Raw genomic sequence first — 16520 nt, forward strand, 5'->3', positions numbered from 1 at the left:
TTGTCGTCGCGCGGGTTCAGGCCAGGGCCGGCCGGATGCTGGGGCGGCCCGCACGGGCACGATCCCAGAGTGTCACGTGTTCCGTGAGCTGGTGCGCGGTGATGGCCGACAGCGTCCAGCCCAGGTGGCCGTGGCCGGTGTTGTAGAACACGTTGGGCAGGCGGCCGGGGCCGACGCGGGGCATCATGTCCGGCATCATGGGCCGCAGGCCGGCCCAGGGTTCGACGCGGCGCGTGCTCACGCCCGGGAAGCACTGGTTGACCCAGTCGACCAGCGGGCGGATGCGGTCGGCGCGGATGTCGAGGTTATGGCCGTTGAACTCGGCGGTGCCGGCCACGCGGAAGCGGTCCGCGCCCAGTCGGCTGGTCACGAGCTTGGTCTCGTCGTCGAGCAAGCTGACCTGCGGCGCCGCGGCCTGGCTGGCTGCGTCGTTCAGCATCACGGTGATCGAGTAACCCTTGACCGGATAGACGTTGAGCCGGTCACCGAGCTGGGCGCCCAGCGCCCGGCTGTGCACGCCGGCGCAGACCACGACCGCGTCGCCGCTGACCACTTCGCCGTTCGACAGCGTGACGTGGGCGGTCTTGCCGGTGCTCTGCACACGGGCCACGGTGTGACCGGTCAGCAGCTTCACGCCACGGCGCTCGGCCGCGAGCGACAGGCCGTGCGTGAACTTGTGGATGTCGCCAGTGCTGTCGCTCTCGGTGTAGTAGCCGCCGAAATAGTCGCCGGCCAGGGTGGGCTCGATGGCGCGCATCTCGTCGGGGGTGACGGCGCGGCGCGGCAGGCCGCCTTCGGCCAGCAGCCTGGAGACCTCGCCCGCGTGGTCGAAGCCGGCCTTGTCGCGGTAGATGTGCAGGATGCCCTGCTTCTTCAGATCGAAATCGATGTGCTCGGCTTCGGCCCAGCCGAACAGGTGCTCGCGCGCGGCGATCGCCAGCCGCGCGGTGGCAATGGTGTTGTCGCGGTACTTGGGAATCGACGCCACGAACTCGGCGAACCAGGACAGCTTGTGCCAGCTCGGCTTGGGGTTGACCAGCAGCGGTGCGTCGGCCTTGAGCATCCACTTGATGCCCTTGAGCAGCGTCGAGGGGTGGGTCCAGGTTTCGGCGTTGGAGGCCGAGAGCTGGCCGCCGTTGGCGTGGCTGGTTTCCATGCCCGCGTAGCGGTGCTTTTCGATCAGGGTGACCTGGTGACCCTGACGGGCCAGGGCATAGGCGCTGGTGACACCGGTGATGCCGCCGCCGATGACGATGATGTGCGTGGACTGAGCCATGTGGAATCTCTCTGGAAAGGCCGTCAAACAGGGATGGGCACGACCCGCACACCGTGTGCGGACCATGACCCCCTCTGTTTGTGACCTGAGAGATTCACCCGTCCTGTGAGGACTGGCTTGCTCCTGCGGTGGGCCGGGGGACGAATCCCGGCCACTCTTCAGAGTGTTGCGCTGTGAGCGCGCTGAACGCCGATCGGTCCTTTTGCCTGAGAGTTTCCGGGGCGGTTGCTCCTTCGGCGCCGGCTTCCCTGAGGGGGCCGGTCTCTCCCGATCGACGGAAGAAGGCGCTTATTGTGCCTGCAGGGCGATGGACTTCGCAATCGCCCGGAATTGCTGGATGCCGTCGGTGTAGGCCTTGTCGGCTTCGGCCAGGGTCTGCGGCTTGGGCAGCAGCTGGCTGTTGGCTTCGAGCGCGGCGTGCACGGCCGGGTCACCCAGCGTGCCGGTGATCGCCTTGTGCAGCGCGGTGACCACCGGTTCCGGCGTGTCCTTCTTGACGAAGTAGCCGGTCCAGATCTTGAAGGTGAAGTCCTTGAGCGACTTGCTCTCGCTGATGGCCGGGTATTGCTTCACGCTTTCCAGCCGCTCGCTGTTGAGCATCGCCAGCACCTTCACGCGGCCCTGCTTGGCCATCTCGTCGTATTTCTTGCCGTAGGGCGCGAGAAAGAAGTCGACCTGGCCGGCCATCAGGTCCTGCTCGGCCGGGGCCGCGCCTTTGTACGGCACATGGACCATCGGGATGCCGGTGACCTTGGACAGGTGCTCGCCCAGCAGGTGATAGAACGAGCCCGGGCCGACGCTGGCGAACGTCAGCGGCTTGCCGTCCTTCGCGGCCTTGCGGGCGTATTCCACGAACTCGTCCACGCTGTTGACCGGCAGGTCCTTCTTGGCGAGGAAGGCGATCTGGGCGGTCGCGATCATCTGCACCAGGCGGAAGTCTTCGCTCCTGAGCTTGCTGGAGGCGATCGCCAGCGGCGCCAGGATCAGCTCGTTGGGCGAGCCCTGGAACACGGTGTAGCCGTCGCTGGGGTTGTTGAGCACCTTTTGTGCAGCAATCCCGCCGCTGGCGCCGCCCAGGTTCTCGATCACGACCGGCTGGCCCAGCTGCTTGCCCAGCGTGACGTTGACGGAGCGCGCGATCACGTCCGACAGGCCGCCGGCCGGGTAGGGGACCATCAGGGTCACCGGCTTGGTGGGGAAGGTCTGGGCCTGGGCGGTGACGCTGGCCAGGGCGATGGCGGTGACGGCCATCAGGGTCTTGATGCGAGGGATCATGGTGAGGCTCCGGTGGGCTGGCGGGTGGGATCAGGGCTGGGGTTGGGCGGGGGAAAGCAGTTCGTGCACCAGTGCGATCCAGTAGGACGCGCCGGGGCCGATGTTCTGGTCGTTGAAGTCGTACGCGGGGTTGTGCACCATGCACGCACCGGGCTCGCCGTCGGCGCCATTGCCGATGAACAGGTAGCTGCCCGGCACGCGTTCGAGCATGAAGGCGAAGTCTTCGCTGCCGGTCAGCATCGGGCCCTGGGCCACGACCTGATCTGCAGCAAAGTGTGACCGGGCCACGGCGAGCGCTCGCGCGGTCTGCTGCGGATCGTTGACCAGCACCGCATAGCCGGGCCGCCAGGCGATCTCGGCGCGCACGCCGAAGCTCTGCGCCTGCAGCTGCACCAGTTCACGGATGCGCTGCTCCACGCTGCGCCGCACCTGCGGGTCCAGCGCGCGCACGCTCAGCTCCAGCCGGGCTTCGGCCGGAATCACGTTGTTGGCCTGCCCGGCGTGCACCGCGCCGACCGTGACCACGGCCGGCTGCAGCGGGTCGACGTGGCGCGAGACCACGGTCTGCAGCGCCATGACCAGCGAGGCCGCCGCGACCACCACGTCGGTCGCCTTGTGCGGCATGGCGCCGTGGCCGCCGTGGCCGTGCAGGGTGATCGTGGCGTAGTCGGACGAGGCCATGGTCGGGCCGCTGCGGAACACCAGCTGGCCTTGCGGCATGCCGGGCATGTTGTGCATGGCGAAGATCGCGTCGCAGGGGAAGTGGTCGAACAGGCCGTCGTCCATCATCTTCAGCGCGCCGCCGCCGCCTTCTTCGGCCGGCTGGAAGATCAGGTTCAGCGTGCCGTCGAATTCACCATGCAGCGCGAGGTGTTGCGCAGCCGCCAGCAGCATGGTGGTGTGGCCGTCGTGGCCGCAGGCGTGCATGACGCCATGGGTGCAGCTGGCCCATGCCGTTCCGCTGGCTTCCAGGATGGGTAGCGCGTCCATGTCGGCGCGCAGGCCGATGGCGCGGGCCGAGGCGCCGCGCTTCAGTTGCCCGACCACACCGGTGCCGCCCATGCCGGTGGTGACGGCGTAGCCCCAGGCGCCCAGCTGTGCTGCCACCAGGGCTGCCGTGCGGCGTTCCTGGAACGCCAGCTCCGGGTGCTGGTGGATGTCGCGGCGCAGGAGGGTGAACTCCTGGATGGCGGCGTCGCTGAGTCGATCCATGCAAAACGCTCCTGAAACATGAACTTTGTTGCATGTTAGGAAGCGACTGATCTAAAGTCCAATGCATTGATCATCAATGATCCATGCATTTGACTGGAGGTTTACATGACGCTGGTGCAACTGCGGCACTTCGTGGTGCTGGCCGAACTCGGGGCTTTCGTGCAGGCATCCAAGGCGCTGTACCTCACCCAGCCCGCGCTCACGCGCAGCATCCAGGGGCTGGAAGACGAGCTGGGCGGACGTCTGTTCGACCGGCTGGGCCGGCGCATCGCGCTGACACCGTTTGGGCAAGAGGTCTTGCAGCGCGCGCGGCGGCTGGTGGCGGATGCCGAAGCGCTGAAGCAGACCGGTAAGGGCCTGCACGCCGGCCTGATCGGCACGCTGCGCATCGGCCTGAGCTCAGGGCCGGGAGCGCTGCTGTCCACACCGCTCATGCTGCACATGGCCGAACGCCACCCGAAACTCCAGCTGCAGATCTCGCGCGGCAACACCAGCGTGCTGGTGGGCGAACTGCGTGAGCAGCACCTGGACGCGGCGGTGCTGGACGTGCGATCGGTGCGACCGTCGGCCGACCTGGAGATTGCGCAGGTGTTCGAGCTGGATGCCGGGTTTCTGGTGCGGCCGGACCATCCGCTGGCGCGGCGCGGCGCGCCCGTGGGCATTGCCGATGTGCTGGCCTACCCGGTGGCGTCCACGCCGCTGAGCGACGAGGTGGCGCGCATCCTGATTGGCCGTTTCGGGCCGCAGGCCAACCCGGACGACATGGTGACGCTGCGCAGCGACGAGACGCTGAGCCTGGTCGAGGCGGCCCGGCAGAGCCAGGCCATCGTGCTGACGGTGAACGCGGCCGCGCCGGGGCTGGTGCCGCTGACGATGTCGCCCGCGCTGGACGCCACCGCGCGCTTCGGCCTGGTCACGCTCAGCCGGCGCCAGGAGGCACCGGCCTTGCGCATCCTGCGCGAGTGGCTGACGGATCAGGCCAGTTCGCTGACCGGCACGCAGCTGCAGAACAGGTTGCGGTCGCCGTAGACGTTGTCCACGCGACCCACCGACGGCCAGTACTTGGTGTTGACCGCATGGCCCTTGGCCGCAGCAGCGAGTTCGCGCGAATAGGGGTGCGACCACTCGCTCGTGAGCACGCTGGCCGCGGTGTGCGGGGCGTTCTTCAGCGGGTTGTCGTCCTGCGGCCACTCGCCCTTTTCGATCTGCCGGATCTCGTTGCGGATCGCGATCATGGCGTCGATGAAGCGGTCCAGCTCTTCCAGCGTTTCGCTCTCGGTCGGTTCGACCATCAGCGTGTTGGCCACCGGGAAGGAGAGCGTCGGCGCGTGGAAGCCGTAGTCCATCAGGCGCTTGGCCACGTCCTCGGCCATCACGCCGCTGGTTTCCTTGAGGTCGCGCAGGTCCAGGATGCACTCGTGCGCCACGTGGCCGTTGGCCGACGCGTAGAGCGTGGGGTAGTGGTCGGCCAGGCGCTTGCTGATGTAGTTGGCCGAGAGGATCGCAGCCTCGGTCGCGTGCTTCAGACCGTCGGCGCCCATCATGCGGATGTACATCCAGCTGATGGGCAGCACCGCCGCATTGCCCAAAGGAGCAGCACTGACCGCGCCCACGGCGTGGGCCGACGCGGGCGTGCCGCAGACACCACCCGGCTCCGCGCCACGGCCGTGGCCGGGCAGGAAGGGGACGAGGTCTTCGACCACGCAGACCGGGCCGACACCCGGGCCGCCACCGCCGTGCGGGATGCAGAAGGTCTTGTGCAGGTTCAGGTGGCTCACGTCACCGCCGAACTCGCCCGGTGCGGCCACGCCGACCAGGGCGTTCATGTTGGCACCGTCCACGTACACGCGGCCGCCATGGCTGTGCACCAGGGCGCAGAGTTCCTTGACCGTGGTCTCGAACACGCCGTGGGTCGAGGGGTAGGTGATCATGATGGCGGCGAGCCTGTCGCTGTACTGCTCGCACTTGGCCTTCAGGTCGGCCATGTCCACGTTGCCGTGTTCGTCGCACTTGGTCACCACCACCTGCAGTCCCGCCATCTGGGCCGAAGCGGGATTGGTGCCGTGGGCCGACGACGGGATCAGGCAGATGTTGCGGTGGCTTTCGCCGCGCGAGGCGTGCCAGCCCTGGATGGCTAGCAGGCCGGCATATTCACCCTGCGAGCCGGCGTTGGGCTGCAGGCTGATGCCGGCGTAGCCCGTGGCCTGGCACAGCCAGGCGCGCAGCTGCTCGTCCAGCTCCTTGTAGCCTTGCAGCTGGTCGACCGGGGCGAAGGGGTGCACGTGGGCGAACTCGGGCCAGGTGATGGGGATCATCTCGCTGGTGGCGTTGAGCTTCATGGTGCACGAGCCCAGCGGGATCATGCTGCGGTCCAGCGCGAGGTCCTTGTCGGACAGCGCGCGGATGTAGCGCAGCATGCCGGTCTCGCTGTGGTGGCTGTCGAACACCGGGTGCGTCAGGTAGGCGCTGGTGCGGCGCAGTTCGGCCGGGATCAGCGGCTCGACGCCCTTCTCGAAAGCGTCGAATGACGGCAGGGCCTGGCCTTCGGCGGCGAACACCGACCACAGTAGCGTGATGTCTTGCCGCGTGGTGGTTTCGTCCAGCGACATGCTGACGTAATGGCCCCACGACAGCTTGAGGTTGGCGCCCTGGGCGAGTGCCTTGGCCAGGATGGCCTGGGCGTGCGCGGCGTCCTTGGCTTTCACGGTCAGCGTGTCGAAGGCGGTGTCGCTGGTCAGCGTGTGGCCCAGCTGTTGCAGGCCGGCGGCCAGCACCGCGGTGTAGGCCGCCACGCACTGTGCGATGCGCTTCAGACCCTCTGGGCCGTGGTAGACCGCGTACATGCTGGCCACGACGGCGGGCAGCACCTGCGCCGTGCAGATGTTGGAGGTGGCTTTTTCGCGGCGGATGTGCTGCTCGCGCGTCTGCAGCGCCAGGCGGTAGGCCGCGTTGCCGTGCGTGTCCACGCTCACGCCGACCAGACGGCCGGGCAGGGAGCGCTTGAACTCGTCGCGGCAGGCCATGTAGGCGGCGTGCGGGCCGCCCGCGCCCATGGGCATGCCGAAGCGTTGCGTGGTGCCGATCACGATGTCGGCGTCGAACTCCCCCGGGGGCACCAGCAGGGTCAGCGCCAGCAGGTCGGCCGCCACGATGAACGCGGCCTGCTTGCCGTGCACCGTCTGCACGTCGGCGCGCAGGTCGTCGATGCGACCGCTGGTCGAAGGGTACTGCGCCAGCACGGCAAAGTAGTCGTCGGCAGCCAGCGCGGCGGCCCATTCGGGCGCCGAGTTGGCCAGTTTCACGGTCAGGCCCAGTGGCTTGGCGCGGGTCTGGATCACCTCGATGGTCTGCGGGTGCGCGTCGCCGGCGACCACGATCACGTGGCCCTTGGCCTTGACCGAGCGCTTGGCCAGGGTCATGGCTTCGGCGGCGGCGGTGGCCTCGTCGAGCATGGATGCGTTGGCGATCGCCATGCCGGTCAGGTCGGTCACCATGGTCTGGAAGTTGACCAGCGCTTCCATGCGCCCCTGCGAAATCTCTGCCTGGTAGGGCGTGTAGGCCGTGTACCAGGCGGGGTTTTCCAGGATGTTGCGCAGGATCACGCCCGGTGTGTGGGTGCCGTAGTAGCCCTGGCCGATGAAGCTCCTGAAGACCTTGTTCTTGGCCGCGATGGCCTTGAGTTCGGCCAGCGCGGCTGCTTCGGTGGTCGCGGGCGGCAGGTCCATGCCGGTGCTGCGCGCAATGCTGCGCGGCACGATGCCGTCGATCAGGGCGCGGCGCGAGGCCTCGCCGATGACCGACAGCATCATCGTTTCATCGGCTTCGCTGATGCCGATGTGGCGGGCGATGAACTCGCTGGCGTTTTCGAGTTCACCCAGGGGTTTGACGGACGGCATCAGCATGGCAATGTTCTTGGCAGATCGGTTCGGGGGAATTCAGGCGGACTTGGAAAAGGCGTCGTAGGCGGTCGCGTCCAGCAGAGCGTCGACTTGAGCGGCGTCGCTGAGCTTGACCTTGAAGAACCAGCCTGCGCCCAGCGGGTCGCTGTTGGCCAGCGAGGGGTCGTCGCGCAGGGCTGTGTTGACTTCGGTGATCTCGCCGCTGACGGGCATGTAGACGTCGGCCGCAGCCTTGACGGACTCGACCACGCCGGCCACGTCCTTCTGGGCAAAGCTCTTGCCGACTTCGGGCAGGTCGACAAACACCACGTCGCCCAGCGCGTCCTGCGCATGGTGGGTGATGCCGACGGTGGCGATGCCGCCGTCAACGGTGATCCATTCGTGGTCTTCGGTGTACTTGGTGGTCATGGTGTGGCTCCAGTGAAGAAAGTTGGAAAGGGCTGACTCAGCCGCGGAAGTATCTATTGGGAACGAAGGGCATGGGTGCGACCTCCATCGGCACGGTCTTGCCACGGACGAGGGCGCTGACGCGGGTTCCGGTGGCAGCAAATTCGGGGGTGACGTAGCCGATGGCGACCGGCTTGTCGGCCGTGGGGCCGAGCAGGCCGCTGGTGACTTCGCCGATCTTCGTGCCGTTCAGGCTCTGCAGCTCGACGTGTTCACGCACCGGCACGCGCTCCAGCGCCACCAGGCCCACGCGCTTGCGGGTCAGGGCTTGCGTGCTGTCCAGCTGGGCCAGCACGCGGGCAGCACCCGGGAAACCGCCGGCGCGTTCGCCACCGGTGCGGCGCACCTTCTGCATCGCCCAGTTCAGCGCCGCTTCCACCGGCGTGGTCGTGGTGTCGATGTCGTTGCCATACAGGCACAGGCCGGCTTCCAGGCGCAGGGAGTTGCGAGCACCGAGGCCGATGGGTTTGACCTCGGGTTGTGCCAGCAGGGCGCGGGCGAAGGCCTCGGCGCTGGCGGCCGGCAGGGAAATCTCGAAACCGTCTTCACCGGTGTAGCCGCTGCGTGTGACGAACAGGTCGTCGCCGTTCCAGGTCGCAGCCATGCCGGTCATGAACACCAGCTTCTCGATGCCCGGCAGCAGGCGGGCCAGCGCGGTCACTGCCTGCGGGCCCTGCAGGGCGAGCAGGGCGCGGTCGAATTGCGGAGTGACGGTGCAGCGGCCGCCGATGCGTTCAACGATGTGCGCCAGGTCACCGTGTTTGCAGGCGCCATTGACGATCACGAAGATGTCCGACCCACGGTTCACGAACATCAGGTCGTCGATGATGCCGCCTTCGTCGGTCAGCAGCAGGCCGTAGCGCTGCTTGTTCACGCCCAGGCCGATCACGTCCACGGGCATCAGCGATTCAAACGCGGCCGCGGCATCGGGGCCGGAGAGCGTGAGCTGACCCATGTGCGAGACGTCGAACAGGCCGGCGGCGTTGCGGGTGTGGTGGTGTTCGGCCATGAGGCCGGCGGGGTACTGCACCGGCATGCTGTAGCCGGCAAAGGGCACCATGCGCGCACCGAGTTCGAGGTGCAGGGCGTTGAGCGGGGTCTGGAGCAGGGCAGAGGTGTCGGACACAGGCGGACTCTCGTTGGGTGGGGCAGATGCCGCGGCACAGCGCCACAGCGACGACACGGTGCATCCGTGTGCTGCCCCACTGTCCGCTTTACCTGAGAGATTCGCGCGGGCGATGCCGCACTTGCTCCTTCGGTGGACCACCTGCTGGGGTGGCCTCTCTCCAGTGGGGGACACCGGCTTTTCAGCCAGTGGTCATCAGTCCTTTTGCCTGAGCGTTCAGGGCCGTTGCAACGACCGCCTGCGCCTTCGGCGGCTCCACGGGGGGAGCACTCTCCTGATGGGTCGAGTTTACCGGAAGCTTTGCCGCAAATCCGTGGGCCAGCGGTCCTGCGCCGTGTCAAGCGGCCGATTCCAGCAGGTGGCCCGGGAGCAGCTTGGCCAAGCGCTCGCTGATGCCGTCAGCCCGTTCGCTGCCGGCCAGGGTCTCGACGTCGGCGATCAGCGCCCGCCCGACGGCCAGCATGGCTTCGGGGCTCCGTGCCTCGCGCAGCGCTTCGCGGTAGCGGCTGGCCATGGCCTTGTCGCGCGGCGCAAACAGGCGTTCGCTCAGGTCAAACAGGAACATGCGGGCCGTGGCCAGCGAGCGCGTGCCGGCGAACTGTTCACCGTGGATGGTGGTCGTGTCTGGCAGGGTTGGTGCGGCGGGTGGGATCGGCGCCGGAGCCTCGCGCGCCGTAGCGATCCGGGCCAGAAAGCCTTGCGCGACCAGCCGCTCGATGAGCTGGCGGCCCGCGCCGTCAAACAGGTCGGCCATCCTTGATTCACTCTGCTGCCCGTCGGCCACCAGCAGCAGGGCCCGCTCACGCTGCCCCAGGGAGCGGTTTCCCGGGCGCAGCTCGTGGCGACCTTTGTCGGTCTTGATCAGCATTTTTTGACTCCAACGACGAAGCGCGCACTGTGCGCGCGCCGTGTGTCGCCGGTGTGAAACTCTGCGGCTCGGGGGCCGGCCGCTCAGGCTGCCTCGGTGGCGGCCCGGATGCGCAGGCGCACCTCGTCCAGGTGTTCGCGCAGGGTGTACCAGCGGTCGGTGAACTGGTCGGGAAGTTCGAGCGAGGTCACCATGCGCTCCAGCGCATCCACGCGCTGCTCGAACTGCCAGAGGATGTCTTCCCCGGGCTGGGCGAGGTGGGAGAACTCGTCTTCCAGGAACTGCAGTTCGCCGTAGAAGTGCAGCAATGCCGCCTCGATGCGCCACTCGATGTAGCGTGGCGCGCGGATCAGCAGTATCGAGCCCAGCAGGCCCAGTGGCAGCACGACGAACAGGATCAGCTGTGCCCACTGGGCGGTGCCGTAAGGGAGCAACGTTTCCAGCCAGGGGCGCGTGCCCTGCTGGTGCAGCAGGGCCTCGGGTGCGACCGGAAAGTCGCTGCCCACGGTGGTCGGATAGACGCCCTGGCGCTCCAGGAAACCGGCCATCACATGGATCTCGTCGGCCACATCCAGCAGCGTGCGCTGCAGGGCCGGATGCAGCCCGGGGCGGGCGACCAGGTGCGTGAGGGTGACGGCGCTGGGCAGATCGGCAGAAGGCAGGTTGCTGCGCAGCTCGATCGAACCCTGCGGCATGATGACCGCCCGCAGGTGCGGCGCCTTGGCCACCAGCGAGCCGACATGCTCCACCGGCAGCAGATGAAAGCCCTCCATGCGCACCAGCGTGCCTGCGGTGCGGGAACCGCCCGTGGCCACATGGACGACCGCGTCGACGCGCCCTTCGGTGAGGGCTGCCACGGCCTTGTCGCCCACTTCTTCGGAGAAAACCACTTCGCCGGGCGGGATCCGCGCATGCTGGAGCAGCATCTGCGCCGCCAGACGGTTCGAAGATCCTTCGACAGAAGCCGCGATGCGGCGGTTGCGCAGGTCCTGCAGGCTCTGGATGCCTTCTCGCGCCACCACCCAGAGGATCTCGTGGCCGATGACAGCCAGGGTCTGGGCGCCCGGGGCGTTGTCGGCGTAGAGACCCTGGGCAAAGGTGATGTCGATCCGCGGCTGGGCCGAGGCAAGCTGCGCCAGCGGATCCTGTGGGCGCGAGAACGGCACGATCTCCACGGCAATGCCCGCGCGCTCCAGCCGCACGGCGTATTCCCGCGCCAGGTCGAGATAGCTGCTCTGGGCCGGACCGGTGCCGATCACCACGCGCTGCGGCGGCAGCGGCTCCCACCACAGCAGGGTCACCGCCATCGCGGCCATCAGCATCACCGCCAGCGGAAGATAGATCAGCCACCAGCGTCGGCGGTACAGCAGCAGCAGCTTCATCGTCCCTGGTACTCCCGGACCCGGCCCTTGACGAAAGCCACGTGGTGCCGCAGCAGGTACCAGCGGCGCGCCAGTTCCGGCGGCAGCGCCATGCCCTGCACGGCGCGCTCGATGAGGCGCACGCGGCCGACGATGCGGTTCAGGCCGATGCCACCCATGTCGATGGCGTCGCGGGCCAGGTCGTGTTCGATGAACTTGAGTTCGCCATACCAGCGCGAGATGCGGCTCTCCAGGCGCCAGCGCAGCCACAGCGGGATCAGCCAGCCCAGCAGCACGACAGTGACCAGGATCGGCAGGCCGATCACCAGCAGCCGCTGCAACACCTGCACCCACCAGAACGGCAGGTTGCGCTCCAGCACGCTGAGCCCGCGCCGCAGCACCTGCCGCGCCTCAGGTGCCGCCGGAAAGTCGCTGTTCTGCAGCAGCGGGTACTCGCCGGCCCGGTGAAATGTGCCTTGTCCCCCGTGCACCTTGACCGCTACCGCGGTTGCCAGGCGCTTGAGCGCCGGATCAAGCGCTTCGCTGGCCAGCAGGTGCGTGTGTGTGGTCAGGATGGCCATGTCCTGCGGCGGCTGGCTGGAGCCCAGGCTGCCCTGCGCCAGCAGGCGCCGTTCCAGGAAGTTGTTGCGGTCCGCGATGCCGGCCGTCAGCTTCAGAGCGGCCAGGTGGATCCCGGGCGACTGGACCAGCTCCTGCACCACGGGGGCCTGCGGCGAAGCCACCAGGAAGACCGCGTCCAGTTGCCCTTGTCGCAGGGCCTGCACCGCAGCGGCTCCGGTCAGCAGGGACATCTGTACCGCGTCCGCCGCTATCAGCTGTTCCGCCAGCAGCCGCCGGAACAGCACGCGGTGGCCGCTGCCATCGGGCCCGGCGGCCACGCGCAGGTTGCGCAACTGGTCGAGGCTGGTGAGATCGCTGTGGTGGGAAAACAGCCAGAGTCCTTCGATGTCGACCGCCGCCAGGGTCTGCGGGTTGCCGCTGGCGGAGGTGGCTTCCGAGATGGAGTTCCAGCCAAAGCCACCTTGCACGAAGGCCAGATCGGCGCTGGCGGGTTGGCTGCGCAGACGGCTCAGGTTTTGCGCCGATCCGGCGGACGGCAGCACCTCGCAGTGCACGCCGTGGCTGGCGAACTCCTGTGTATAGCGCTGGGCAAACAGTTCGTAGGCTCCGCCGGGCAGGCCAGCGGAGAGGGTGATCCGCGAGGGCGGCATCGGATAGATCCATCCCCACACGAAAACGCCCAGCGCCAGCCCGAGGATTGCCAGGGGCAGGCGAATCAGCAGCCAGCGGCGACCGTACAGGTTGTGCGCATTCACGCGAGGGACTCCTTGAGCTCGCGTGGAGAATAGTTGTAACGCTTCGTGTGCGCCAGTCCCGAAAGCAATGCTTTCTTGCTTGTGGCGGCAGGTGTGCCCGAATGACAACGCCTTGCCAGAAAAAAAGCCACCCGAAGGTGGCCTGTCTGTGCCGGAACGGGTTACATGCCCGAATAGTTGGGCCCGCCGCCGCCTTCCGGCGTGACCCAGACGATGTTCTGGGTTGGGTCCTTGATGTCGCAGGTCTTGCAGTGCACGCAGTTCTGGGCGTTGATCACCAGCTGGTCCGCGCCGTCCTTGTTGACGAACTCGTACACCCCGGCCGGGCAGTAACGGCTCTCCGGGCCGGCGTACTTGGCCAGATTGATCTTCACCGGCACGCTGGCGTCCTTTAGCGTCAGGTGCGCCGGCTGGTTTTCTTCATGGTTGGTGTTGGAGACGAACACGCTGGAGAGCCGGTCGAACGTGATCACGCCGTCGGGCTTGGGGTAGCTGATCTGCGGCATCTCTGCCGCCGGCCTGAGCTTGGTGTGGTCCCTGGTCGTGTTGTGCAGCGTCCAGGGCGGGGTCTTCACGCCCACCTTGGGCAGGAACCAGTGCTCGATGCCGGTCATCAGCTTGCCCACCAGCGCGCCCTTCTTGAACCAGTTCTTGAAGTTGCGGTAGGTCCAGAGTTCGTCGTACAGCCAGCTCTGCGCGAAGGCGACCGGGAAGCCGTTGAGTTCGTCGCTGCTGCGGCCGGCGGCCACGGCGTCAAACGCGGCCTCGGCGCACAGCATGCCGCTCTTGATGGCCGCGTGACTGCCCTTGATGCGGGCGGCGTTGAGGAAGCCGGCGTCGCAGCCGACCAGCGCACCGCCGGGGAACACCGTCTTGGGCAGCGCCTGCGGCGTACCGTTGTTCAGGGCACGGGCGCCGTAGCTCAGGCGGCGGCCGCCTTCGATGTGCGCCTTGATGGCCGGGTGGGTCTTCCAGCGCTGCATTTCTTCGAACGGACTCATCCAGGGGTTCTGGTAGTCCAGGCCGATCACGTAGCCCAGCGTGACCTTGTTGCCTTCGAGGTGGTAGAGGAAACCGCCGCCGAAGGCGTCGTCGCCCAGTGGCCAGCCGGCGGTGTGCACCACCATCCCGGGCTTGGCCTTCTCGGCCGGCACTTCCCACAGTTCCTTGATGCCGATGGCGAAGGTCTGGGCGTCCTTGCCGTCGTCGAGCTTGTATTTGGCGATCAGCTGCTTGCCCAGGTGGCCGCGGGCGCCTTCGGCGAACACGGTGTACTTGGCGTGCAGCTCCATGCCGATCTGGAAGTTGTCGGTCGGCTCGCCGTCCTTGCCCACCCCCAGGTTGCCGGTGGCCACGCCCTTGACCGATCCGTCGTCGTTGTAGAGCACTTCAGCGGCGGTGAATCCGGGGAAGATCTCCACGCCCAGGGCTTCGGCCTGTTCGCCGAGCCACTTGGTCACTGCGCCCAGGCTGATCACGTAGCAGCCATGGTTGTGGAAGTTGCGCGGCATCAGCCATTCGGGGGTGCGGGTGGCGCCGGTCTCGGTCAGAACCAGCAGGTCGTCGTGGGTGACGGGCTGGTTCAGCGGCGCCCCCATCTCCTTCCAGTTGGGAAAGAGCTCGGTGATGGCGTGCGGGTCCATCACGGCGCCCGAGAGGATGTGGGCGCCTGGCTCGGAACCCTTCTCCAGCACGCAGACGTTGACTTCAGCGCCTTTCTCTGCGGCCAGCTGCTTCAGTCGGATCGCGGTGGACAGGCCCGATGGCCCGCCGCCCACCACGACCACGTCGTATTCCATTGCTTCTCGCGGACCGTAGGTGCTCAGGATCTCTTCGGGGCTCATGTGTCGGGTCTTCCTCTGTGTGTGGCCGGGGCTCCGATGCCTGCGGCCTGTCGTGGTCGTGACGGATTCTAGTGGCCGATGGCGCACAATCCTTGTCACCTGGGCCGCCTGGGCGACCCGCTCACTGTCTTTCGAGGAGCATCTCTAAATGGCCTACAGCCTTGACCTTTCGGGCCGCGTGGCCCTGATCACCGGCGCTTCGGGCGGCTTGGGCGAGCAGTTTGCAAAGACGCTGGCCAAGGCCGGCGCCGCCGTAGTGCTGGCCAGCCGCCGTACCGACCGCCTGATGGCGCTGCGCGCGCACATCGAGGCCGAGGGTGGCGATGCGCACGTGGTGGCGCTGGACGTGACCGACCTGGCGTCGATCAAGGCGGCGATCGCGCACGCCGAAACCGAGGTCGGCCCGATCGACATCCTGATCAACAACTCGGGTGTGAGCACGACCCAGCGGCTGCAGGACGTGACCGAGGACGACTACGACTTCATCCTCAACACCAACACCAAGGGCGCCTTCTTCGTGGCCCAGGAAGTGGCCAAGCGCATGCTGGCCCGCGCCAAGGGCGCCGCGCCCGGCACCTTCGTGGGCGGCCGCATCATCAACATCGCGTCGATGGCGGGCCTGAAGGTGCTGCCGCAGATTGGCGTCTACTGCATGAGCAAGGCTGCCGTGGTGCAGATGACCAAGGCCATGGCGGTCGAATGGGGCAAGTTCGGCATCAACGTCAACGCGATCTGCCCGGGCTACATCGACACCGAGATCAACCACCACCACTGGCAGACCGAGCAGGGCCAGAAGCTGATCCAGATGCTGCCGCGCAAGCGCGTCGGTCATCCCGCGGACCTCGACGCCATCCTGGTCATGCTGGCCAGCAACGAGAGCCACTTTGTCAATGGAGCGGTGATCGCGGCGGATGACGGTTTCGGTGCCTGAGCGGATGTCTGCCGGGCTGCCGCCCGGCATGGCCACCGGCATCGCGGCCGGGCTGGGGACTGGCGCGTTCTGGGGCACGACCTTTGTGGCGCCGCTGATGGCGCCCGGCTTTTCGTCGGCCGACTACACGGCCGGGCGCTTCATTGCCTGCGGTCTTTTTTCGCTGGTCTGGCTGTTGTGGCAGACGCTGCGTGCGCCCGCTGGCGCGCGGGCTGCGCTCTGGCCCGACGCAGCACAGGCGCGCGCCGCCACGTGGCTGAGCCTTCTGGGCTACACCGGCTACTACCTGCTGCTGGTGTATGGCATCGCCGATGTCGGTGCGCCGCTCCCGGCGCTGGTGATCGGTACCTTGCCGCTGTGGATGATGCTGCTGGGCAAGCCGGACCACCTGCGATGGGCGGCCTTGTTGCCTGGCCTGGTGCTGACCGCCGGCGGCATGGCGCTGATGATCCAGGTCACTTCGGCCGAGGCGGAGGTGGGCGGCACGGGTCATTTCTGGCGCGGCATGCTGCTGGCGACGGCTGCCATGCTGTGCTGGCTGGCCTTCGGCCTCCTGAACGCCCGCTGGATCCGCCGCCACCCCGACATCAAGTCCATGGCCTGGGCCAACTGGCTGGGGCTGGCCGCCGGTCTCGGCGGGCTGTTGATCTGGCTGGGCTGGGGCACGGACTGGAGCGACCTGCTGTCGCGCCCGGGGCTTGGAATCTTTGTTTTTGTCTGCACCTTCACCGGGATCGGTTCGGCCTGGATCGCCTCGGTGCTGTGGAACGTCGCCAGCCGGCGGCTGAGCACCAGTCTTGCCGGACAGCTGGTCGTGAGCGAAACCGTGTTTGCCCTGATCTACGCCTTTGCCTGGAGCGGAGAATGGCCGGCGACCGCGCAACTGCTGGCCTGTGTGCTGTTCGTGGCCGGGATCCTGGCTTCCATCCGTGCCCACCGCTGAA

General features: G+C 67.4%; 13 protein-coding genes and 4 riboswitches. Of the genes, 3 read left to right on the top strand and 10 right to left on the bottom strand.

Translation table 11 applies throughout. The features are described 5' to 3' along the window. Positions 1-16: 16 nt before the first annotated feature. The 3 genes from ACLIJ1_RS19980 to ACLIJ1_RS19990 form a co-directional block, all read right to left on the bottom strand. Positions 17-1276, bottom strand: coding sequence for a D-amino acid dehydrogenase (locus ACLIJ1_RS19980; protein ID WP_411367311.1), 1260 nt, complete (start codon positions 1274-1276; stop codon positions 17-19). A 64-nt stretch (positions 1277-1340) separates the two neighbouring features. Beyond that, positions 1341-1448, bottom strand: a riboswitch (glycine riboswitch). Positions 1449-1460: 12 nt separating this feature from the next. Beyond that, positions 1461-1556: riboswitch (glycine riboswitch) on the bottom strand. Between the two features lie 8 nt (positions 1557-1564). Next, the gene (locus ACLIJ1_RS19985; RefSeq protein WP_411367312.1) at positions 1565-2551 is read right to left on the bottom strand and encodes a Bug family tripartite tricarboxylate transporter substrate binding protein; all 987 of its coding nucleotides are present in this window, start codon (positions 2549-2551) and stop codon (positions 1565-1567) included. A 30-nt stretch (positions 2552-2581) separates the two neighbouring features. Further along, entirely contained in the window at positions 2582-3763 is a 1182-nt protein-coding gene (locus tag ACLIJ1_RS19990; protein ID WP_411367313.1) for a M20 aminoacylase family protein, read from the bottom strand. A gap of 105 nt (positions 3764-3868) precedes the next feature. Here ACLIJ1_RS19990 and ACLIJ1_RS19995 point away from each other — a divergent pair, with 105 nt between their 5' ends. Then, entirely contained in the window at positions 3869-4792 is a 924-nt protein-coding gene (locus tag ACLIJ1_RS19995; protein ID WP_411367314.1) for a LysR family transcriptional regulator, read from the top strand. Here the strand turns inward: ACLIJ1_RS19995 and gcvP are convergent. The 7 genes from gcvP to ACLIJ1_RS20030 all read right to left on the bottom strand — a co-directional run bounded on the left by gcvP (position 4738) and on the right by ACLIJ1_RS20030 (position 14645). Further along, the gene (gene gcvP / locus ACLIJ1_RS20000; protein ID WP_411367315.1) at positions 4738-7665 is read right to left on the bottom strand and encodes an aminomethyl-transferring glycine dehydrogenase; all 2928 of its coding nucleotides are present in this window, start codon (positions 7663-7665) and stop codon (positions 4738-4740) included. The genes ACLIJ1_RS19995 and gcvP overlap by 55 nt on opposite strands. 33 nt (positions 7666-7698) lie before the next feature. After that, positions 7699-8070, bottom strand: a complete 372-nt coding sequence (gcvH, locus tag ACLIJ1_RS20005) for a glycine cleavage system protein GcvH (RefSeq protein WP_411367316.1) — start codon at positions 8068-8070, stop codon at positions 7699-7701. Between the two features lie 37 nt (positions 8071-8107). Continuing rightward, entirely contained in the window at positions 8108-9235 is a 1128-nt protein-coding gene (gene gcvT, locus ACLIJ1_RS20010; protein WP_411367317.1) for a glycine cleavage system aminomethyltransferase GcvT, read from the bottom strand. A gap of 69 nt (positions 9236-9304) precedes the next feature. Continuing rightward, positions 9305-9409, bottom strand: a riboswitch (glycine riboswitch). 12 nt (positions 9410-9421) lie between these two features. Further along, positions 9422-9522, bottom strand: a riboswitch (glycine riboswitch). A 50-nt stretch (positions 9523-9572) separates the two neighbouring features. Then, a complete protein-coding gene (locus ACLIJ1_RS20015) occupies positions 9573-10103 on the bottom strand; it encodes a hypothetical protein (protein WP_411367318.1) in 531 nt (176 codons plus the stop codon). 83 nt (positions 10104-10186) lie between these two features. Then, positions 10187-11485, bottom strand: a complete 1299-nt coding sequence (locus tag ACLIJ1_RS20020; protein WP_411367319.1) for an ABC transporter substrate-binding protein — start codon at positions 11483-11485, stop codon at positions 10187-10189. Next, positions 11482-12801 (bottom strand): TAXI family TRAP transporter solute-binding subunit, encoded by a 1320-nt coding sequence (locus ACLIJ1_RS20025; RefSeq protein WP_411367320.1) that lies wholly within the window; start codon positions 12799-12801, stop codon positions 11482-11484. The genes ACLIJ1_RS20020 and ACLIJ1_RS20025 overlap by 4 nt, the downstream gene beginning before the upstream one ends. Before the next feature lie 161 nt (positions 12802-12962). Further along, the gene (locus ACLIJ1_RS20030; RefSeq protein WP_411367321.1) at positions 12963-14645 is read right to left on the bottom strand and encodes an electron transfer flavoprotein-ubiquinone oxidoreductase; all 1683 of its coding nucleotides are present in this window, start codon (positions 14643-14645) and stop codon (positions 12963-12965) included. Positions 14646-14793: 148 nt separating this feature from the next. On the opposite strand from ACLIJ1_RS20030, the gene ACLIJ1_RS20035 reads away from it, so the two are divergent. Both ACLIJ1_RS20035 and ACLIJ1_RS20040 read left to right on the top strand, forming a co-directional pair. Next, complete coding sequence (locus ACLIJ1_RS20035; RefSeq protein WP_411367322.1) at positions 14794-15576, top strand: SDR family oxidoreductase; 783 nt, start codon at positions 14794-14796, stop codon at positions 15574-15576. Between the two features lie 4 nt (positions 15577-15580). Next, positions 15581-16519: a DMT family transporter gene (locus tag ACLIJ1_RS20040; protein ID WP_411367323.1), complete on the top strand. Its 939-nt coding sequence runs from the start codon at positions 15581-15583 to the stop codon at positions 16517-16519. Position 16520 lies beyond the last annotated feature (1 nt).

This window comes from Hydrogenophaga sp. RWCD_12, assembly GCF_046604225.1.
Classification (GTDB): domain Bacteria; phylum Pseudomonadota; class Gammaproteobacteria; order Burkholderiales; family Burkholderiaceae_C; genus Hydrogenophaga.